The sequence below is a fragment of the Xanthomonas albilineans genome (genome assembly GCF_009931595.1).
Lineage (GTDB): Bacteria > Pseudomonadota > Gammaproteobacteria > Xanthomonadales > Xanthomonadaceae > Xanthomonas_A > Xanthomonas_A albilineans.
The window spans coordinates 529,309-549,126 of record NZ_CP046570.1 but is presented as its reverse complement, the minus strand read 5'-3'; the positions used below and the strand labels follow the sequence as shown (position 1 = coordinate 549,126).

General features: G+C 63.2%; 16 protein-coding genes and 1 other RNA gene. 9 read left to right on the top strand and 8 right to left on the bottom strand.

What is annotated here, in order from left to right:
• Position 1: 1 nt before the first annotated feature.
• The 5 genes from XaFJ1_RS02450 (at position 2) to XaFJ1_RS02430 (ending at position 5,740) form a co-directional block, all read left to right on the top strand.
• On the top strand, positions 2-919 hold the full coding sequence (locus XaFJ1_RS02450; protein WP_012915092.1) for a glycerophosphodiester phosphodiesterase family protein: 918 nt from the start codon (positions 2-4) through the stop codon (positions 917-919).
• A 480-nt stretch (positions 920-1,399) separates the two neighbouring features.
• Positions 1,400-2,647 (top strand): glycerophosphodiester phosphodiesterase family protein, encoded by a 1,248-nt coding sequence (locus tag XaFJ1_RS02445; RefSeq protein ID WP_238988314.1) that lies wholly within the window; start codon positions 1,400-1,402, stop codon positions 2,645-2,647.
• Positions 2,648-2,742: 95 nt separating this feature from the next.
• A complete protein-coding gene (locus XaFJ1_RS02440) occupies positions 2,743-4,242 on the top strand; it encodes a hypothetical protein (protein ID WP_012915090.1) in 1,500 nt (499 codons plus the stop codon).
• A gap of 300 nt (positions 4,243-4,542) precedes the next feature.
• Entirely contained in the window at positions 4,543-5,004 is a 462-nt protein-coding gene (locus XaFJ1_RS02435) for a cell wall hydrolase (protein ID WP_012915089.1), read from the top strand.
• Positions 5,005-5,131: 127 nt separating this feature from the next.
• Positions 5,132-5,740, top strand: a complete 609-nt coding sequence (locus XaFJ1_RS02430) for a glutathione S-transferase N-terminal domain-containing protein (protein WP_012915088.1) — start codon at positions 5,132-5,134, stop codon at positions 5,738-5,740.
• Positions 5,741-5,955: 215 nt separating this feature from the next.
• Here XaFJ1_RS02430 and XaFJ1_RS02425 read toward each other — a convergent pair whose 3' ends face one another.
• The 4 genes from XaFJ1_RS02425 to XaFJ1_RS02410 all read right to left on the bottom strand — a co-directional run bounded on the left by XaFJ1_RS02425 (position 5,956) and on the right by XaFJ1_RS02410 (position 10,610).
• Positions 5,956-8,454, bottom strand: coding sequence for a S9 family peptidase (locus XaFJ1_RS02425; protein ID WP_045756711.1), 2,499 nt, complete (start codon positions 8,452-8,454; stop codon positions 5,956-5,958).
• Positions 8,455-8,607: 153 nt separating this feature from the next.
• Positions 8,608-9,594: a malate dehydrogenase gene (locus XaFJ1_RS02420; protein ID WP_012915086.1), complete on the bottom strand. Its 987-nt coding sequence runs from the start codon at positions 9,592-9,594 to the stop codon at positions 8,608-8,610.
• A 13-nt stretch (positions 9,595-9,607) separates the two neighbouring features.
• Entirely contained in the window at positions 9,608-10,027 is a 420-nt protein-coding gene (locus tag XaFJ1_RS02415; RefSeq protein ID WP_045756710.1) for a hypothetical protein, read from the bottom strand.
• 88 nt (positions 10,028-10,115) lie between these two features.
• Positions 10,116-10,610: a peptidylprolyl isomerase gene (locus XaFJ1_RS02410; RefSeq protein WP_012915085.1), complete on the bottom strand. Its 495-nt coding sequence runs from the start codon at positions 10,608-10,610 to the stop codon at positions 10,116-10,118.
• 204 nt (positions 10,611-10,814) lie between these two features.
• Between XaFJ1_RS02410 and typA the strand changes: the two genes are divergently transcribed.
• A complete protein-coding gene (typA, locus tag XaFJ1_RS02405) occupies positions 10,815-12,644 on the top strand; it encodes a translational GTPase TypA (protein WP_012915084.1) in 1,830 nt (609 codons plus the stop codon).
• Positions 12,645-12,657: 13 nt separating this feature from the next.
• The gene (locus tag XaFJ1_RS02400) at positions 12,658-13,140 is read left to right on the top strand and encodes a DUF2127 domain-containing protein (RefSeq protein WP_012915083.1); all 483 of its coding nucleotides are present in this window, start codon (positions 12,658-12,660) and stop codon (positions 13,138-13,140) included.
• Positions 13,141-13,330: 190 nt separating this feature from the next.
• On the opposite strand, the gene XaFJ1_RS02395 is transcribed toward XaFJ1_RS02400, so the two are convergent.
• Positions 13,331-14,728 carry a class II 3-deoxy-7-phosphoheptulonate synthase gene (locus XaFJ1_RS02395; protein WP_012915082.1) on the bottom strand — a complete coding sequence of 466 codons (1,398 nt, stop codon included), beginning with the start codon at positions 14,726-14,728 and terminating at the stop codon, positions 13,331-13,333.
• 211 nt (positions 14,729-14,939) lie between these two features.
• Between XaFJ1_RS02395 and XaFJ1_RS02390 the strand changes: the two genes are divergently transcribed.
• Complete coding sequence (locus tag XaFJ1_RS02390) at positions 14,940-17,060, top strand: TonB-dependent receptor (protein ID WP_012915081.1); 2,121 nt, start codon at positions 14,940-14,942, stop codon at positions 17,058-17,060.
• A 206-nt stretch (positions 17,061-17,266) separates the two neighbouring features.
• Here XaFJ1_RS02390 and XaFJ1_RS02385 read toward each other — a convergent pair whose 3' ends face one another.
• Positions 17,267-17,779 (bottom strand): disulfide bond formation protein B, encoded by a 513-nt coding sequence (locus XaFJ1_RS02385; RefSeq protein WP_012915080.1) that lies wholly within the window; start codon positions 17,777-17,779, stop codon positions 17,267-17,269.
• 249 nt (positions 17,780-18,028) lie between these two features.
• Here XaFJ1_RS02385 and XaFJ1_RS02380 point away from each other — a divergent pair.
• A non-coding RNA gene (locus XaFJ1_RS02380) (sX9 sRNA) lies at positions 18,029-18,103 on the top strand.
• 4 nt (positions 18,104-18,107) lie between these two features.
• Here the strand turns inward: XaFJ1_RS02380 and rplQ are convergent.
• A complete protein-coding gene (gene rplQ / locus XaFJ1_RS02375) occupies positions 18,108-18,491 on the bottom strand; it encodes a 50S ribosomal protein L17 (RefSeq protein WP_012915079.1) in 384 nt (127 codons plus the stop codon).
• A 292-nt stretch (positions 18,492-18,783) separates the two neighbouring features.
• Positions 18,784-19,782 carry a DNA-directed RNA polymerase subunit alpha gene (locus tag XaFJ1_RS02370; RefSeq protein ID WP_012915078.1) on the bottom strand — a complete coding sequence of 333 codons (999 nt, stop codon included), beginning with the start codon at positions 19,780-19,782 and terminating at the stop codon, positions 18,784-18,786.
• Positions 19,783-19,818: the final 36 nt, after the last annotated feature.

Below are 19,818 nucleotides of genomic sequence, written 5' to 3'. Positions count from 1 at the left end.
CATGCACTATCGAAAACTCCTGATGAGCGCGGCGATTTCGCTACCAATGCTGGCCCTCGCAGCGACGCCGAGCCTGCCCGATCGCCTGCGCGATCCGCATGGCGAAGCCTTGGTGGTGTCGCATCGCGCCTGCTGGAAGTTCGCCTCGGAGAACACGCTGGACGGCATCGCCGCGTGCATCGCGCGTGGCGTGGACATGGTCGAGATCGATGTCCGCACCACGCGCGACGGTGCGCTGGTGCTGATGCACGACGAGACCGTGGACCGCACCACCGACGGCCACGGCGCGGTGGCCGACCTGGACGCGGCACAGATTGCCGCGCTGCACGTGCGCAGCCAGGGCGGCGGTAGCGCCAGCACCCTGACCGAACGGCATCCACCGACGCTGACCCAGGCGCTGGCACTGGCGCACGGACACGTCCTGGTGAACCTGGACGTCAAAGCCGCGTCGCTGGACCAGATCATGGATGAAGTCGAGGCCGCCGGAGCGCAGCGCGATGTGTTGTTGAACGTGCCGCTGGACGTACCAGAGGCCGTCCTGCAACGCGCACACAAAGCCGACATCGCGGTGCAGGCGCTGTACTCACAGCGCGACTCGGCATTGTCGCCGCAGCAGGCGTTGCGCCACGCCGCGGCACTGCGACCGGCAGTGGTACAGCTGATGTTCGACGACCCCGCAGTGCTGGGCATCGCTCAGCGCGAACTGGCGCAACACGCGCGCCTGTTCGTCAACACGATGACCAGCGACATCGCCAGCGGTCGGCCAATGCGCTTGTCGGCCCACTACACCGACCAAGGCGCGCTGCGCGATCCGGCCAGCGTCTGGGGTGCACTGCGCAACTACGGTGTCAGCATGATCCAGACCGACGAAGTCCTGGCACTCCAACACTACCTGCACGCAACAGACACCACACGGTAGTTAATCGGCCCACATCCTGGCGATGCCCGTGCAGCACTCAAGCGCGGCGCCGCCAGGAATTGGGCACTATCAGCACAGCAAACACCGCGCCGCTGCAAACTGCGGCAATACCGACGATTCCATCCTGCTGGACATCGCCCGGCGCGAACTTGCTTAGCGTACGCGCCTGTACGTCAACACGCTGGCAATGACATCGCCAACGGCAGGCCAACGCATATATCTACACACGACACCTGCCAGCGCGCGCTGCCCGATACCGACAACGTGTTGAACACACTGCGCACGCATCGCGCATGCGTGGCGCATATATGATCCAAACGACGAACGGTGCGCCACCTGCACGTAACTGACACGTAACTGTCGTCAGCATCTGCCCCAATACTGACGATACCGCGCGATAGCCGCGCACAACGTCTTATCAGACGGGTGGCATGCAACACCGGGACGACACCCGTCACTTCGAGCAATCCGCCACAAACGATGACGCACGAACGATTGCGGCGGCGTTGTGCTTGTTTCACTTCATTCCATCAACCCATGAACGGAAGAGAATCAATGAAACTGCTCAGAAATTCCTTGAAAACCCTCAGCTTGACGTTCGGCTTCGCGTCCTTGGCAGCGCTGCCCGGCCTAGCATCGGCTGACAACGACTGGAATCCGCAATTCATTCTCAGCGTAATGATGAACCCCTATGCAACCCCTGAATCGCACAGTCCCAATATCGTCGTGATCTCGCATCGTGGGGTGATCCGTAGAGGCTGCCCGGAAAATTCCATCTGCTCGATCATTAATACCTACAGGCACGACGTCGAAGCGATCGAATTGGACGTCAAGCAGAATGCCGACGGCCAACTCTGGCTGTTTCACGACCAGAACGCCGGCCGTGTCGTCGACCACAATCCGAACTTCAACATCTTCCAGCCGGCGACCAATCCAGTCGGCTGGGATCCCGACATCCGCACCATGCACAACGAAGATTTGGACTATGCGTACTTGCGCGACAGGTTCTTTAACGTTACCCACTTCCATCCAACATCGCTAGAAACAGCGTTGAATACTGTCTTAAACGGCGCCAACCACATGGTGGTGGTGCTTGACCTGAAGACCTTGGACGATGTCTCGCGCGCGGCAGACATCATCAAGGCCTTTCACATGGAAAACCAGGTGGTGCTGAAATTCAGCGCATCGCTGGTGGCAGCGACTCCCTACGGCATCGAAAACTACACCAAGGGCGTGCGGTTCGCGCCGACCATCTACGCCCGCGACATGGACAACATCGCCGACGGCGGTTACCTCGGTTTATGCGGGTCGATCACACCCAACACACCGTTCTGCCGCGTCAACGCCTGGATCGACGAAGCGAAAGGTACTAACAATGGCGGCTTCGCTTGGCTGGAGATCGGTAACAAGCAGCCGCGCCGTGGCGACCCGACCGCCGAACTGCTGGCCGATAAGCAAGCGCAACGATATGCAATCGGCGCATTCTCGCCAGTGCCGGAGTACCGCTTCCGCAACCACGATGGTCGCCACTACGTGCGTACCAACGGTACCTGCTGCGCGTCGCTGGACGACTACCTGTCGACCACCAAGTACTTCGGCAATGAGATCGCGGACGATCGTCCCAATTTCCGGGCGCAGGTGGTCTCAGGCTTCACCAGCATCATCACCGACGATCCGCTCGGCGTGATCGCTGCCAACTTGAACCGCAACACCTCGTTGTACCACTGACCCTTGCATGGTCGCGTCGGGGAGCGTCGCTTCCCGACACTGCACGGCGCCCCTGCGCCGTGCAGCCCTCCTATTCCTTCCAGGAGCATCCCCCGATGCGTTCCGTTTTCCGCCCCCGTTATCTGTTGCTCGCACTGCTGATCGCTGGCGTCAGCCTGCCGTTACTGCAACGCGCGGCGACCGCGCACAGTCCACAGAGCGCCACCGCACCCTCCCGCGGTGCGATACGCCAACCCGTCAGCGCCGATACAAGACAGATGAATGCACCAGCACCCACGTCATCCACCACCAGCGGCACCGTGCCAGGCCCTGCGGCGCGCGATGTCATCGCTGCGGCGCAAGCACTGCCATCCGACTTCCAGGCCGACGTGCTGCTGCGCATCGCCACCGCCACCGACGTGCCAGTGGATGCCAGCGGTAACCGCACTGCCGCGACACAGCGGCTGGTACAACAGGCATCCATCCTTGCCGAACGCGCGCAACGGCGTCTGCCCGGCTTGGCCAGCGTCGGCTACATCAGGGAAGAGCACGCCGATGAACTGCACGCGCCGTTTACCGCTGGTCTGGACCGCTTGTCGCTGCAGACGCGAGCGGCACAACTGGCACCGCCGGCGCAACCAGAAACGCTATTCGCCGCCCTTCCAAAACCACAGGCCGGCAGCTGCGATGCACCCTACCTGGACGACCCCAGTCCGACCTATGCGCTGGCCAGCGCATTGCTACCGGCGCAGGCAGCGGCGCGCGCGGCAGCACTGGCCAAGCGCGTGGACGCAGCGCAACACGAAACCGACGTGGCTCCAGCACTGAAGATGATCCTCGCAAGCGCGGTGCTGGAGAAAGCCGAACAAGCGCAGCTCGCCGACAATCTGGCGCGCATGTTCGACCGCATTCGCAACGACGATCCAGGCTTCACCGCCACCGAACTGAGCATCGCCGGCGACGTACCGCTGCTGCTGCAACAACTGCAAGACCCAGCATTGCGCGAGCGACTGCAGCGTGCCTACCGTGGCTATGTTGCGGCACATCTGGCGCAGAACCGCTGCCCGACCAGCGTGCAGGGCAACCACTGGATGCTGGAGCAACTCTACGTCGCCGAACTGCCCGACGAGCGCATCGTGGACGCACCGCCGGCCGCCGCGCCGTCGCTCGACGATCAAGCGGTCTCGCTGATCCGCCAGGCAGGCCACAACATCCGCACGCAACTACTGGATCCCTCGGTCCACGGGAACGATGCCGATGTGGAAAAGGCATCGATGGAATTCCTCGACCAGCTCGACCACGGCGTACTTCAGCAAACTGCGAGCAACGACGATAGCGGTCGCGTGCAGCGCGCGCGCCTGCGCGAGTTACTGCGCTATCTCGAGTACGCGCCCGCCAGCGCCGCACGCGACCGTGGCATGGGCATTCTCGCGCCGCTGCTGTCAGGCCCTTACTACGCGCGCGACCACGACACCTGGTTCGGTGATCTGCGCATGGTCGCCGACCAACTGCAACGCTGGCCGGATCGCGATCAGCGGCTCGCGCAACTGGTCGAACACGCCGATCCGGTGGTCAAGGTGTACGCCATGCTGATGCAACGTCGGCAATTTCCCTGAGCCCATCGCGCCGCATCGTGGCGCTAACGCCCACCGCCGCCCGGCGCGGCGGCGGCTTCACTCCAGAAAACCCAACTCCTGTCAAGCACCAAAGTTCAGTTGCGATTGGGGAGCTGCCCCCTATTGTGCGCGCCACTTCCGATCCGCCCGCTGTGGCGGATCCGCCGGACTTCGAATACTTCGAATGACGCCGGCACCCGGGCGGCCCGTGACAGGCCGCCTCCCCATGACGCCAAGTCATCGCTCTTGCTGTGCCAACCGGCGCAGCAATGCGACGACCCATACGGAGCAAGGAGTAATATGAAACTGGCCTGGATTCTCTGGCTGTCGCAATTGTTACCGCAAACTGCCGCCGACTCGTTGTGCCTGAGTACCACCGTGTATCTGGAAGCACGTGATCAGACCTTGCGCGGGCAGCAAGCCGTCGCCGAAGTCGCGCTGCGCCGCTTGGACAGTGGCCTATGGGGCGATTCGATGTGCCAGGTGGTGACTGCACGCAAGCAGTTCGCGCCGACGCTGGTGAAGCCAGGCACCGAACTAAAGAACACCGACGCCTGGGCCGACGCGGTCAAGATCGCTTTCGCCGCAGAGCGCAACTGGGCCCTGCCGCAAGGCCAGCGCAAGGAAATCGTGCCCGGCGCCAGCCATTTCGCCGCGAATGCGATTGCTAGCCCGAGTTGGCGCAATGCCTATCAGGTCGCGACCATCGGCGACCATACGTTCTACCGCGTTCAAAAGTTACGACGGCGCAACGCGTCCTAGTCTTCAGCATGGTTACACGCCGTAGATCGCAGGCTCTGCGTCCTGACAGGATGTGCTTGCGGCCATCGCCAAGTACCCCGCGCTGCGGGTAGGCTCTTGCCTCCCGATAACCTTGCGGAGTTCTGCAATGAAACTGTATGCCAAGCCCGGCGCCTGTTCGCTGGCCGATCACATCGTCCTGCGCTGGGCGGGATTGCCGTTCGAACTGCAACTGCTCGATGCCGCCGCGATGAAGGCACCCGCCTATCTGGCCATCAATCCCGCAGGTGCGGTGCCGGCGCTGCAGATGGACGACTGGGTGCTCACCCAGAATTCGGCGATCCTCAACTACATCGCCGATTTAGCTCCCGACGCACACTTGGCCGGCGACGGCAGCCCGCGCGGACGCGCCGAAGTGCAACGCTGGCTGGCTTTCCTCAACGCCGATCTGCATATGGCCTTCCCTCCTCTGTTCGGTAGCACGCGTTACCTGGACGACCCGGCAGCGATCGCACGTACTCAGGAGCATGCGCGCGAGCGCGTGCGCACGCTGTACGCGCGCGTGGACGCGGCACTGGAGCAGAAAACCTGGCTGGGCAGCATGCGGCGCTCGATTGCCGACGCCTACCTATTCGTCACCATGCGTTGGGCGCGTGCGCAGCAGATTCCGCTCGGCGCCAACCTGCAACTGCATTTCGAGCGCATGTCCGCCGATCCGCAGGTGCAGGCCGCACTGCAGGCCGAGGGCCTGAGCTGAGCCCACGGCACGGCGGCGCCGCTGCGCATCAGCCGTCCAGCGCGCGGCGGATCTTCTCCAGCGCGGCACAGGGTCAGGAACAAGCGCGCGGTGCGCGGGCAGAGGCGGGTGGATTGCGTTGTCGCACACGTGAATCAGGCCACCGACAAGCCCGTGCGGGAACGAAACGGTAACGGGCGGCGCAACAACACCGCCCGTCCTGTGCAGATGGATGATTACTTGGCCTTGACCGCCGCCGCACGCGGCGGCGCATGCTTCACGTAATGGTCGAACCACGCCAGCATTTCCGCCACCACGTCCTCGTTCGACTCGCGCGCGGTGTACCAGTGCGGCTCGAACGGCAACAGCACCAGCCGCGCGGTACCGCCGTTGCCGCGGATCGCCTGGAACAGGCGTGGCGCCTGGGTGGTCTCGGTACCGGGGTTCGCATCGTCCATGCCATGCACGATCAACAGCGGCTCATCGATCTTGTCGGCATGGAAAAATGCCGAGGCCTGCGCATAGACCTGCGGCGCGGCCCAGAACGAACGGCGCTCGTTCTGGAAACCGAACGGCGTCAGAGTCTTGTTGTAGCTGCCGCTGGTGGCCACGCCGGCACGGAACAGATCGGTATGCGCCAGCAGATTGACCGTCATCAGCGCACCATGGCTGTGGCCGGTCACCCCGATCCGGTCGCGGTCCACCACTCCCAGCGCCACCGCCTTGTCCACCGCTGCCTGGGCGTTTTCCACCAATTGCTGCAGATAAGTGTCATAGGCGTTCTTGGGGTCGCCGACGATCGGGAACGCGGCATCGTCGATGATCGCGTAGCCAGCCAGCAACAACAGTTGGTAGGAATGCAGGCGGGTGAAATCGCGCGCCTCGGCGCCACTGACCTGGCCGGCCTTGGAGGCATCGGCGTAGTCCAGCGGATAGGCATACAGGATCGCCGGCACCCGCGTGCCCTCCTTGTAGCCGGGCGGCGTATACAGAGTGAACGACAGTTCCACGCCGTCCTTGCGGGTATACGTCACCAATCGCTTCTTGATCTGCCGTACCAACGGCGTGGGGTCGGGGAAATGGGTGACCGGCACGAGGCTGGAGGCGTACGCCATCTCACCCGCCGCCACAGTCGGTTGCGCCTGGCCCAGCGTGCGCAGATATACATTCGGCGGATCCACCGGCGACTGCCGCCAGGTCAGCAGCCGAGTGGTGTCGTCACCGGCAAAGCCGTCGAATATCTCGTCCACGTCCGCATCGCTGCGGAACAGACGCTGGGTCTTGCCGGTCGCCAGGTCGTAGCGGTCCAGGAATGGGCGATCACCGGACGGCGTGGCACCATTGCCGCTCAAAAACAGGGCGCCGTGGTCTTCGTGCAACACCGGCTCGCCGTTGGCCAACAGACGCATGACCGGGCTACCGGGATCGGCGTACAGATCGTCGGTGGACAGGTCGAACAATACACGCCCGGGGCTGCCGGGATGGTCGGCATCCAGCAGCGTGGTGCGGCGCCAGTGGCGGTTCTGATCGTATTCGTCCAGCAGCGCCTGCCCGCCCTGCGCGAACCAGCTCAAACCGGCATAGCGCTGGGTCACACGCACCCATTCGCGTGGCTTGCCGGTGAACGGTGCCGCCAGGGTCAACAGCTTGTCGCGCGCCGGGACATTGGCCTTCCAGTCGCCGCCATCCAGGGCCTCGGCCCAGATCAGGGTGGCCGGCTGGTTGGCACGCCAGGAATAAGCGCGCGGCCCGGTCGGTACGCCTTGCACCGGCACCCGATCGGCCACCGGCAATTGCGCCAGCACCCGCTCACTGCCGTCGCTTAGGTCCAGGACCGCCACGTCGTGGGCAAAACGGCCATAGGTGGTGACATAAGAGTAGGGCCGCTGCAGGCGCGCCACGAGGACGTGGCGACCGTCCGGCGCGCCATCGACCGCCGAATACAACGCCGGCACAGCGACCTTGCGCTGACGCCCGCTGGCCACATCGACGGTCATCAATTGCGAGGTGGCGTAATAGGTGAACTGTGCTTCGTCCTCGGGACTGGAGAGCGTGTCGCGCGCCTCGTAGGTGCTGCTCTCGCCCTTGCCACGGATCGTCTCCTTCACCTCCGGCCCCGGCGGCACCATCGCCTTGACCGGCGCCGGCCCCAGATCCTGCGGCACCGTCAGCACCAGCAACGTCTGGCTGCCACCGAGCCACTGGATCTCGCCACCCAGCACTGGATTGAGCTGCACGCCGTCGATGCGATGCACCGCGCCGGTGGCAACCTCGCCCACCCAAAGTTCGACACGATCAGCGGCGGTGTTGTTGAAAGCGAAGCGGCGGCCATCCGGCGACCACACCGGTTGCGCCGGGCAGGCACCGGCAGGCAAGTTGACCGCGGTCTGGCGACCAGTGGCCACGTCGACCAGACTAAAGCCATCCAAGCATGCGCGGATCCCGTAGCCACTGGACATGTCGTGACGACTGTGGGTACGCGGCTCCACGCGTACCCCGGCCAGTTTGAGATACGGCTCGGCAACGCGGGCGATCGGCGGATACGCCTGGCGCTGTACGAGCAACAGCGTCGTGCCGGTCGGGTCCAACCGCGGCGAGGGATTGAGCGGCGCGCGCATCACGCTCAACAGCGGCTCGGGCGGTTGTCGATAGCCGCCATCGGCGGCATGGGCGACGACGGCAGGCAACGCACTGGCAAGCGCCAACACACCGATCCAACGCAACGGCATGAGCATGATCCGATTCCCCTCAGAAATGGCGCCGGCAACGTAGCACATCAATTCGCAACCGCGATACGCACCAACGACATCCCCGCGCTGCACGTTGTCCCAAAACGCGCAACGCCGGGCAATGCCCGGCGTTCAGTGCCACCACCATCGCGACAGCGATCAGCCCAACAGGTGGGCCACGCCGCTGCGCTCTTCTTCCAGCTCGGCCAGCGTCTTGTCGATGTAGGTGCGACTGAATGCATCGATCGGCAGATCCTTGACCAAGGTGTACTCGCCATTGACGGTGGTGACCGGGAAGCCAAACATCACCCCTTCCGGGATGCCATAAGACCCATCGGACGGCACCCCCATGGTCACCCACTTGCCGTGGCTGCCCAGCACCCAATCGCGCACATGATCGATGGCAGCATTGGCCGCCGAGGCCGCCGAGGACGAGCCGCGTGCTTCGATGATCGCCGCGCCGCGCTTGCCCACGGTGGGGATGAAGGTCCCAGCATTCCATTCCTGATCGTTGATCGCCTCCGCAATCGAAGCGCCGTCGGCGGTGGCGAAACGGTAGTCCGGGTACATGGTTGGACTATGGTTGCCCCACACCACCAGCTTCTCGATGCCACCGACCGGCTTGCCGAGCTTGGCCGAGAGTTGGCTCAACGCGCGGTTGTGGTCCAGGCGCAGCATGGCGGTGAAGTTCTTCGGATTCAGATCGGGGGCCGACTTCATGGCGATGTAGGCGTTGGTGTTGGCCGGGTTGCCGACCACCAGCACCTTGACGTTGCGCTTGGCGACCTTGTTCAGCGCGGCGCCCTGCGCGGTGAAGATCTTCGCGTTCTCCAGCAACAGATCCTTTCGCTCCATGCCCGGACCACGCGGACGCGCACCCACCAGCAGGGCGATGTCGGCATCCTTGAACGCAACTTCGGCGTCATCGGTACCGACCATGCCGGCCAACAGCGGGAACGCGCAATCTTCCAGCTCCATCATCACGCCCTTCAGCGCGGCCTGGGCCTTCTCCATCGGCAATTCGAGCAACTGCAAGATCACCGGCTGGTCCTTACCGAGCATTTCACCGGAAGCAATGCGGAACAACAGGGCATAGCCGATTTGGCCGGCAGCGCCGGTCACGGCAACACGGACGGGTGCTTTCATGTGGGGTCCTCTGCTAAGAAAGTAATAGTGATGGGGTCAGGGGAGATAGGAGCACGAGACGCGGGTAACGCAACGACGACAGCCGCAGGCTCAGGGCCGCGACGGCACCATCTTCGACCGTGTGCTGAACGACCTCTGTGATCGGCACGCCTTCGCGGCCGAGCGCAGCGAGGATGCAGCGCCCGACCTCATATTCCATGCCTGGGTTCACGTGACGGACCTGAGCGCGCGTGCGCGCCGTCTGCTGGCAGCGGCAATCCCCGCACCAGTGGGCTGCAAACATGCCGATGCCGGCGAGGCTTGTCAGTTGATGATATGTCTCGACAACCACCGGCACTGGCGCCTGCGGGGCCGACGTACCATCCGCCCCGGAGTGCGCACCATTGCCGATAGACAGCAGCGACAAGCACAACACTAAGGGACGCATCGTCATCGGCAGCCGGGGGCGGGTCAACCGATAAATGGTAACACGCAGGCCCGATGCGACCGGCCACAGAGCCGGCCGCGCGGTCCGCGACGGATCAGGCGCTGAGCAGGCGGTTCCACTCGGCAACACGATCGGCCTTGGCCGCCAGCACCGCCTCGGCATCGCCTTCAATGGTGATCGTGTTGATCACGTCGCCCTGGGCGACGCTGTCCACCACTTCCAGACCCTCAAGCACCTTACCGAACACGGTGTGCTTACCATCCAACCACGGAGTGGCGACATGGGTGATGAAGAACTGGCTGCCGTTGGTGCTGGGACCAGCGTTGGCCATCGACAACACGCCACGCTCGTGACGCACACCGTTGTCGGTCTCGTCCTCGAAACGGTAGCCAGGGCCGCCGCGACCCGAACCCTCCGGGCAACCGCCCTGGATCATGAAGTCGGCGATCACGCGATGGAAATTCAGCCCGTTGTAGAAGCCGCGCTTGGCGAGGTTGACGAAATTAGCCACGGTCAGCGGCGCCTTGTCGGGATACAACTCGATCTTGATCGTGCCGCGGGCGGTGTCGAAATGGGCAATCAGAGACATGGGGTTCCTTTAGGAAACGGGGACATCATGAAGGTGGTATAGGATACACGCCCGTCCGTTAGGACTCTGCGCGTAGGTGCGACCGCCGCGCGAACGCCCCCCACCCGGCCAACCGCCACAGCGCACCGGCAGCCGCGACGGGATGCAGGTATACTCGCCAACTTCCTTTCCTCCCTATTCTGGCGCCGGCTGGCCCCCTTTCGCATGTCCATCGAAAATCTCCGCAATATCGCCATCGTCGCCCACGTCGACCATGGCAAAACCACCCTCGTCGACTGCCTGCTAAAACAGTCTGGCACCCTGTCCGAGCGCACGGTACTCGCCGAGCGGGTGATGGACAGCAACGACCAGGAAAAGGAACGCGGCATCACCATCCTGGCCAAGAACACCGCCATCACTTGGCGCGGCAATCGCATCAACATCGTCGACACTCCGGGACACGCCGACTTCGGCGGCGAGGTGGAGCGTGTGCTGTCGATGGTGGACACCGTGCTGATCCTGGTCGATGCGATGGACGGGCCAATGCCACAGACCCGCTTCGTGACCCAAAAAGCATTCGCGATGGGCTTCAAGCCCATCGTGGTGGTCAACAAGATCGACCGCCCCGGCGCGCGCCCGGACTGGGTGATCGACCAGGTGTTCGACTTGTTCGACAAGCTCGGCGCGACCAACGAGCAGTTGGACTTCCCGATCGTCTATACCTCGGCACTGAACGGTTATGCTGGCCTGGAAGACAGCGTGCGCGACGGCGACATGACCCCTCTGTACGAAGCGATCATGCGCCATGCGCCCAAGCCGGAAGTGGACCCGGACGGCCCGTTCCAGATGCGCATCAGCCAATTGGATTACAACAATTTCGTCGGCGTGATCGGCATCGGCCGCATCCAGCGCGGCGTACTGAAGAAAAACATGCCGGTGTCGGTGATCGACCGCGAAGGCAAGAAACGCCAGGGCAAGGTACTTCAGGTGCTGGGCTTCCTGGGCCTGGAGCGCATCGAGCAAGACAGCGCGCAAGCCGGCGACATCGTCGCCATCTCCGGCATCCAGGAGCTGACCATCTCCGACACCGTGTGCGCGCTCGATACCCCAGAAGCGCTGCCGCCGCTGACCGTGGACGAGCCGACCATCTCGATGACCTTCCAGGTCAATAATTCGCCATTCGCCGGCAACAAGGATCTGTCCGGTGGCAAGTTCCTCACCAGCCGCCAGCTCAAGGATCGTCTGGAACGCGAAACCGTGCACAACGTGGCACTGAAGGTGCAACAGCTCGAAGACGCCGATAAATTCCTGGTGTCCGGTCGTGGCGAACTGCATCTGTCGGTACTGATCGAGAACATGCGCCGCGAAGGATTCGAACTGGCGGTGTCGCGCCCGGAAGTGATCATCAAGGAAATCGATGGCAAGCTGATGGAGCCGGTCGAGCAGTTGGTGGTCGACATCGAAGAGCAGCACCAAGGTGGCGTAATGGAAAAGCTGGGTATCCGCAAGGGTCAGCTGAAGAACATGGAGCCAGATGGCAAGGGCCGCGTGCGCCTGGATTACATGATTCCGGCGCGTGGCCTGATCGGCTTCCAGAACGAATTCCGCACCCTGACCCAGGGCTCGGGCCTGTTGTTCCATGTGTTCGACCATTACGGCCCGAAGGAACAGGGCGCAATCGCCAAGCGCCAGAACGGCGTGATGATCGCCAACGCCCCCGGCGCCACTCCCGCCTACGCGCTGGGACCGCTGGAAGAACGCGGCCGCCTGTTCGCTGCCGAAGGCGACAACGTGTACGAAGGCCAGCTAGTCGGCATCCACTCCAAAGACAACGACCTGACGGTCAACGCGATCAAAACCAAACCGCTGACCAACATGCGCGCCTCGGGCAAGGACGACACGATCAAACTGACGCCGGCGATCAAGTACACATTGGAACAGGCGCTGGACTTCATCGAAGACGACGAACTGGTCGAAGTCACGCCAAAGGAGATCCGCCTGCGCAAGAAGCACCTGACCGAGAACGAGCGCAAGCGCGCCGGTCGCGCTGGCTGACCACCCCGCTCCCATGGCCGCCAATAAAGCGTACAACCCGGATCCACACGCGCACCCGGGCCTGCACGTGATCGCACTGCTGGAGGCCGGCAAAGGTCTGCTCGCGGTACTCGCGGCCACGGGGCTGGAACTACTGGGCCCACTCCCCCTGCGCGCGGGGGTGGACCGGCTGATCGTGCGCTTCAGCTTGGACCCGGAGCACGGCGCACTGCCGTCGCTGCTGAACATGATCAGCCCCGGCGCAGTGCATCTGGCCGCCGCCGGCATGCTCGCCTACGGTGCGCTGCACATCATCGAAGCCTGGGGTCTGTGGCGCGCCAAGGCCTGGGCCTCCTTGTTGGGCTGCATCTCCGCCGCCATCTACCTGCCGTTCGACGTCTACGCAATCGTGCGGCATCCCGGCTGGGCCTCGTGGGCGGTGCTTGCGATCAACCTCGCCGTGGTCGGCATCCTGGCGCGCGATCTGGTCCGACGGCGGCGGCGCCCCACGACATGATCCCCAGCGCCGCGCCGGCGCCTGGTCTGGTGTATCGCCGAAATGCGCTACATGGCATGGGCGATGCACGCATCTGCGCGCGAAGGCTCCGCCTGCTCCACAGCACACCAGTCAAACATCGCTGTACCACGCTCAGATCCACGCTGCGTCGCAGAGTCTGAGATGCGCTTGCCGTGCCACTGCGCCACTGTCAGACCGACAGCGACGGCATGCTACGTCCGTTCTGCTTGCGTACGATCGCCAGCGCGATCTCCAGCGACTGCTCGTAGTTCAGGCGCGGGTCCACGCTGGAGCGGTAAGCACGTTCCAGGTCGCGCTCGGTCAGTTCGCGCGCGCCGCCGATGCATTCGGTGACATCTTCGCCGGTCAATTCCAGATGCACGCCACCCAGACGGGTTCCCGCCGCAGCATGGATGTCGAACGACTGTTCCACCTCGTCCAGCACGTTCTGGTAGCGCCGGGTCTTGTAGCCGTTACTGGTGCTTTCGGTATTGCCGTGCATCGCATCGCATACCCACAACACGCGGCGTCCATCGCGACGGACCGCATCCAGCAGTGACGGCAGCTTTTCGGCGATCTGCGCCGCGCCCATGCGATGGATGAAGGTCAATCGGCCCGGCTCGTCCTCCGGGTTGAGCACGTCGATCAGGCGCAGCAACTGATCCGGCTGCGCCGACGGACCAACCTTGATCGCGATCGGATTGCGAATGCCACGGAAATACTCCACATGCGCGCCATCCAGCGCCGCGGTCCGCATGCCTATCCAGGGATAATGCGTACTCAAATTGAACCAACCCCACTGCCGCGGCACTTCGCGGGTCAAGGCCTCTTCGTAGGGCAGCAGCAACGCCTCGTGCGAGGTGTAGAAATCGACCCGGTTGAGGTTGTACAGCTGCGCGCCGGACAGCGTCTCCATGAAACGCACCGCGTCGCCAATCGAGGCCACCATCTTTTGGTACTCCTCGGCCAGCGGCGAACAGCCGACCCAACTCAGGTTCCAGTACTCGGGATGGTGCAGGTCGGCGAAACCGCCATCGATCAGCGCACGCACGAAGTTCATCGTCATCGCCGAGCGGGAGTGCGCGGTGATCATGCGTCGCGGGTCCGGCACCCGCGCCTGCGCGGTGAATTCCGGCGCATTGACCACATCGCCGCGGTAGCTGGGCAAGCTCACGCCATCGCGGGTCTCGGTGTCGGCCGAACGTGGCTTGGCATACTGACCAGCGTAACGACCCACGCGCACCACCGGCAGACGCAGACCGTGCACCAGCACCAGACTCATCTGCAGCAGCACCTTGAGCCGGTTGGAGATGGTGCTGGACTCACAGTCGCTGAAGTTCTCCGCGCAATCGCCCCCCTGCAGCAGGAAGCGCTTGCCTTCCTGCGCCTCGGCCAACTGCTTTTTCAAGGCAAAGATTTCCCACGATGTCACCAGCGGCGGCAATTCGCGCAGTTCCCCGAGCGTCTCCTCCAATGCCTGCGGATCCGGATACACCGGCATCTGCAGCGCAGGCTTGCCACGCCAACTCACGGGTGACCAGGGCGATGTGGCGGATTCGGACAATGCGGCGGAGGCGGACAGCGTCATGAAAAGGCTCCTTGTAAGCATGCGATGTTCGCAGAGCCAGGGCGCGACGCATAGCGCGACGCGCGCCTGAGTACGACAAAAGCACCACTGACATGAACAATACGTAACACAACGGTTACCACCATGACTTCCGGCTGACGCAAGCACCGCGCAGAACATTGAATGTTATCTAGTAACATCTCCTTTACTTATCCCTCTGGTCAGCCTTGTCATGACACCACACGCTCTCTCCACTGCTGTTGCTCTGGTCCTACTGGCGTCCCCGGGACTCACCCTCGCTGCCGACGCCTCCAACAGGGCTATCGACCTCGACCCGGTCACCGTCACCGCCAAACTCGAAGCCGCGCGCAACGCGCTATCGCCGGACATCGGCAGCAGTCAGTACGCGATCACCGCCGCAGACATCGATCGTCTGCCGCTGGGTGCCTCCACGCCGCTCAACCAGGTGCTGCTGCAAGCGCCGGGCGTGGTCCAGGACTCCTATGGTGGGATCCATGTGCGCGGCGACCACGCCAATCTGCAATACCGCATCAATGGCGTGATGATTCCCGAATCCATCTCCGGCTTCGGCCAGAGCCTGGACCCACGCACGATCAAGAACATCCGCCTGCTCGACGGCGCGCTGCCGGCGCAGTTCGGCGACCGCACCGCCGCGGTCATCGACATCACCACCAAGAACGGCGTGGAATTGGGTAACGGCGGCAGCGTCGGCATCACCGCCGGCTCGTACGGCACGCTCAACCCGAATGCCTCCTGGTGGGGCAGCGAAGGCCGCCTCAGCTGGTTCGGCAGCGGCAACTACCTGCAAAACCGGATCGGCCTGGAAAACCCGACCAACAGCAGCAATCCATACCACGATAAAACCCACCAGGGCAAAGCCTTCGCCGATCTCAACTACCTGATCAACGAAAGCACCCGGCTCAGCCTGATGGTCGGCTATGCCAACAACCGCTTCCAGATCCCCAATAACCCTGGGCAAACGCCCGCGTTCACCTATCTGGGCAACAGCGACTTCGATTCCTCGCAACTCAACGAGAACCAGCGCGAGAACACCCGCTTCGGCAACTTGATACTGCAAGGTGAGCTAGGTACCACCAGCTACCAGTTGTCGGCCGGTCAACGCTACAGCAGCGTCGCGTTCTCCCCCGATATCGCCGGCGACCTGATCTTCAATGGCGTCGCCTCGCAGGTCCAGCGCAGCAACCGCGCCAACACCGTGCAGGCCGATTTCTCCACCCCGTGGGGCGGATCGCACACCCTGCGCTACGGCGTGTATGGCAGTTTCGAACACGTCATCGCCAGCAACAACGCTTACGTCTTCCCGGCCAACGACGACGGCAGCCAGAGCAGCGATGTGCCACTGTTCATTCCCGATGCCAGCCGCTTCCACGCCAGTACCTACGCGGTCTACCTGCAGGACGAGTGGCAGCCCAGCGACGCCTGGACCATCAACTACGGCGTGCGTGGCGATCGTTACAAAGCCTTCGGCATCACCGAGGGCCAGCTCAGCCCACGCCTGGGCGTGGTCTGGCATGCCAGCGACACCACCACCTTGCATGCCGGCTATGCCCGCTACTTCACCCCGCCGGCCAGCGAGCTGATCTCCACCAGCGACATCGCCTTGTACGACGGCACCACCAATCAGCAATCGGCCGCAGGCGGCCCGACCACGCCACTGAGCGAACGCAGCAACTACTTCGACCTCGGGATCTCGCAGGCCGTTGGCGATCACCTCACACTGGGCCTGGACACCTACTACCGCAAGGCCGATCGCTTGCAAGACGAAGGCCAGTTCGGTGCCGCCTACGTCTACTCCACCTTCAACTACCGCTACGGCCGTATCCGCGGCGCCGAATTCAGCGCCGACTACACCAATGGCCCGGTCAACGCCTACTTCAACGCGGCCTACAGCAAGGCGATGGGCAAGCGGGTGATGACCAGCCTGTACAACTTCGACCCGGATGCGCTGGCCTATGTCTACGACCACTGGATCCATCTCGACCACGACCAGAAGCTGACGTCTTCCGGCGGCCTCACCTACGCGCTGACCGACGATAGCCGGATCGGCGCGAACTACCTGTTCGGCAGTGGCCTGCGCACCGATGCCAACGGTGTCCCCAACGGCGGCACGGTCGCGTCCTACTTCCAGTTGAACCTCAGCGCCGGGCACGACTTCGGCCTCGGCAGCGGCCACCCGCTGCATGCGCAGTTAGCCGTGCTCAATGTGCTCGACCGCCACTATCAGCTACGCGATGGCGGCGGCATCGGCGTCTTCGCACCCCAATGGGCGCCGCGCCGCGGCATCTACCTGAGCCTGCAGCAGGATTTCTAAACAGGGCGAAACCTACTAGGCCGCGCCCGAGCCGGGCCGGCCTGGCGGGAAGAGGGAGAAACGGCGGCAGGCAGCTCCAGGTACCTGCCGCTACAGCGCCGGGAGCGAGATCGGCTCCCGCGCTGACTGTGACCGACGACATCGGCGAGGAATGACCTCAGATAGCTTCTACGCGGGCAAGCGCAGTCCAATGGCCATCTGCAAACTCAGTGCAGCGAGCGCCGCCTGGCCTTGAAACCTGCATACAACGCGAACATACCCAACAACACGAAACAGATCAGGCACCACATCGGCATCGACAGGCCCAGAAAACGCCAATCGATATTGCCGCAATCGCCGGTGCCGGTCAGCACCCGCCGCATCACCTCGAACGGCCCCAGCGTCTGCCGCAGAAAGCTCAGCGGCGGACCACAAGATGCCATCGGATCGGGAAACACCTGCACGTAGACATGTTTAGCGGCGATACCCGCCCCTACGCCCGCCGCCAGGAATGCCAGTACACCGTAGACCTTACGACCTCCGCTGCGTACCGGTCCGTGCAATGCACCGATCAGGAACAGCAAGCCCAGCGCAGCGAATGCGATCCTTTGGAAGATACACAGCGGACACGGCTCGATCCCCAATTGCAACTGCACAAAAATCGCATAACCAAGCAATGCGGCGCAGCTTAGGAAGCCTAGCAAAAACTGTGCTCGGAAACGCCAGCGGAACAGGTTCATTGGAATCGGACTCGCAGCGACGATCCAATCATTATCCCCCATCCACTCGCTTACCATGCACCATCCATCGGTGGGAATTCAGATCGTGACGACTCACGACACGTTCTGGCAGAAGAGACACGCACGCACAAACGCAAAAAAGCCCGGATATTCCGGGCTTTTTGCTACTTCCGTTGGAAACAGACTTAGAGTAGCTAACAAAACAACTGCGTCGCCGCCGGATGGGCGCGGGCAGTGCCCGGAATCCTCATGCACCTATGTACACCGCAGTTCCTGCGCGCTGTCCGCACCCACCCGACAGCGACTCGCGACGTTTTGTCAACCACGCTTACTCGGCGACGGCCTCGGCCACGAGCGGGCGATCAACCAGCTCGACATACGCCATCGGCGCATTATCACCGGCGCGGAAACCGCACTTGAGGACGCGTAGGTAGCCGCCCGGACGCGATTGGTAACGCGGGCCAAGTTCGACGAACAGCTTGCCCACCGCTTCCTTGTCGCGCAGACGGGCGAAGGCCAGACGGCGGTTGGCGACGCCATCGACCTTGGCGATGGTGATCAACGGCTCTGCGACACGGCGCAGCTCCTTGGCCTTCGGCAGGGTGGTCTTGATCAACTCGTGCTTGAACAAGGACGCCGCCATATTGGAGAACATCGCCTGGCGATGCGCACTGGTGCGGCTGAACTTGCGACCGGATTTCTGGTGACGCATGGGTTTGGATTCCTATGAAAGATTGGAACTATTGGAGATCGCTGTCGCCGTCCTGGCGTTGAACAATGGACTGCGGATGGTCCGAGCCGGCCGTCCTTGACCGGGCGACGCCGCAGGCATGGCGACCCGTCGGCGGAATGATGCAGTGGTACAGGCCGTGGTATGCATGCAGCGGCTCAGGGATTAGCTGACGCTGCGGCATCACGCGACAGAATCTTTACCGGCGCTCCATCGCCACGTCCACATCTGGATCACGACCGCTGTCTTACGACAGCGATCGGATCCGAGGGACTTAGCCGAGCATGCCGTGCTGGGCGACACCAGCCGGCGGCCAGTTCTCCAGCTTCATCCCCAGCGACAGGCCCCGTTGCGCCAGAACTTCCTTGATCTCGGTGAGCGACTTCTTGCCAAGATTCGGGGTCTTGAGCAACTCCACTTCGGTTTTCTGGATCAGATCGCCGATGTAGTAGATGCTCTCGGCCTTCAGGCAGTTGGCCGAACGCACCGTGAGCTCCAGATCGTCGATCGGACGCAGCAGCACCGGATCGACACCGTTGCTCGCCGGCTTGACCGCGCCACGATCGCGATGAGTAAAGTCGCCGAATACCGACAACTGATCGCTGAGGATGTCGGCGGCGGTCCGCACGGCTTCCTCGGCATCGATCGTGCCGTTGGTTTCGATGTCCAGAACCAGCTTGTCCAAGTCGGTACGCTGTTCCACACGTGCGGACTCGACGGCATAGGCGACGCGACGCACGGGCGAGAACGACGCATCCAGGACCAGCCGGCCGATGGTGCGGGTTTCTTCGTCCGGACGGCGCCGCGCGGCGGCAGGCTGGTAACCGAAGCCACGCTCGATCTTCAGACGCATGTTGAGTGCCGTGTCCTTGGTCAGGTGGCAGATCACATGATCGCTGTTGAGGATCTCGACGTTATGGTCGGTCTTGATGTCGGTGGCAGTGACCGTGCCCGGCCCCTGCTTGGACAGCGACAAGGTGGCGCTGTCACCGGTATGCATCCGGATGGCAACGTCCTTGAGGTTGAGCAGGACTTCCAACACGTCCTCCTGCAGCCCTTCGACCGTGGTGTACTCGTGCAAAACGTTGTCGATTTCGACTTCGGTGATCGCGAAGCCGGGAATCGAGGACAGCAGCACGCGACGCAGGGCGTTGCCCAGCGTGTGCCCGTAACCACGTTCCAAAGGTTCGATCACGACCTTGGCGCGGTTGTCGGTAAGGCGTTCGATCTGCGGCCCACGCGGACGCAAGACCTGGTTGGCGGTAACCGTCATGTTGCGGGTTCTCCTGACGAGCTTCCGCACGGGAAG

What these genes read in the sequence shown, in the direction of transcription:
- XaFJ1_RS02370 (WP_012915078.1), bottom strand. Translation starts at nt 19,782, where the DNA reads ATGACGGTTACCGCCAACCAGGTCTTGCGTCCGCGTGGGCCGCAGATC.
- XaFJ1_RS02450 (WP_012915092.1), top strand. Translation starts at nt 2, where the DNA reads ATGCACTATCGAAAACTCCTGATGAGCGCGGCGATTTCGCTACCAATG.
- XaFJ1_RS02440 (WP_012915090.1), top strand. Translation starts at nt 2,743, where the DNA reads ATGCGTTCCGTTTTCCGCCCCCGTTATCTGTTGCTCGCACTGCTGATC.
- XaFJ1_RS02420 (WP_012915086.1), bottom strand. Translation starts at nt 9,594, where the DNA reads ATGAAAGCACCCGTCCGTGTTGCCGTGACCGGCGCTGCCGGCCAAATC.
- XaFJ1_RS02430 (WP_012915088.1), top strand. Translation starts at nt 5,132, where the DNA reads ATGAAACTGTATGCCAAGCCCGGCGCCTGTTCGCTGGCCGATCACATC.
- XaFJ1_RS02385 (WP_012915080.1), bottom strand. Translation starts at nt 17,779, where the DNA reads ATGAACCTGTTCCGCTGGCGTTTCCGAGCACAGTTTTTGCTAGGCTTC.
- XaFJ1_RS02415 (WP_045756710.1), bottom strand. Translation starts at nt 10,027, where the DNA reads ATGACGATGCGTCCCTTAGTGTTGTGCTTGTCGCTGCTGTCTATCGGC.
- XaFJ1_RS02445 (WP_238988314.1), top strand. Translation starts at nt 1,400, where the DNA reads ATGACGCACGAACGATTGCGGCGGCGTTGTGCTTGTTTCACTTCATTC.
- XaFJ1_RS02390 (WP_012915081.1), top strand. Translation starts at nt 14,940, where the DNA reads ATGACACCACACGCTCTCTCCACTGCTGTTGCTCTGGTCCTACTGGCG.
- XaFJ1_RS02425 (WP_045756711.1), bottom strand. Translation starts at nt 8,454, where the DNA reads ATGCTCATGCCGTTGCGTTGGATCGGTGTGTTGGCGCTTGCCAGTGCG.
- XaFJ1_RS02395 (WP_012915082.1), bottom strand. Translation starts at nt 14,728, where the DNA reads ATGACGCTGTCCGCCTCCGCCGCATTGTCCGAATCCGCCACATCGCCC.
- typA (WP_012915084.1), top strand. Translation starts at nt 10,815, where the DNA reads ATGTCCATCGAAAATCTCCGCAATATCGCCATCGTCGCCCACGTCGAC.
- XaFJ1_RS02410 (WP_012915085.1), bottom strand. Translation starts at nt 10,610, where the DNA reads ATGTCTCTGATTGCCCATTTCGACACCGCCCGCGGCACGATCAAGATC.
- rplQ (WP_012915079.1), bottom strand. Translation starts at nt 18,491, where the DNA reads ATGCGTCACCAGAAATCCGGTCGCAAGTTCAGCCGCACCAGTGCGCAT.
- XaFJ1_RS02435 (WP_012915089.1), top strand. Translation starts at nt 4,543, where the DNA reads ATGAAACTGGCCTGGATTCTCTGGCTGTCGCAATTGTTACCGCAAACT.
- XaFJ1_RS02400 (WP_012915083.1), top strand. Translation starts at nt 12,658, where the DNA reads ATGGCCGCCAATAAAGCGTACAACCCGGATCCACACGCGCACCCGGGC.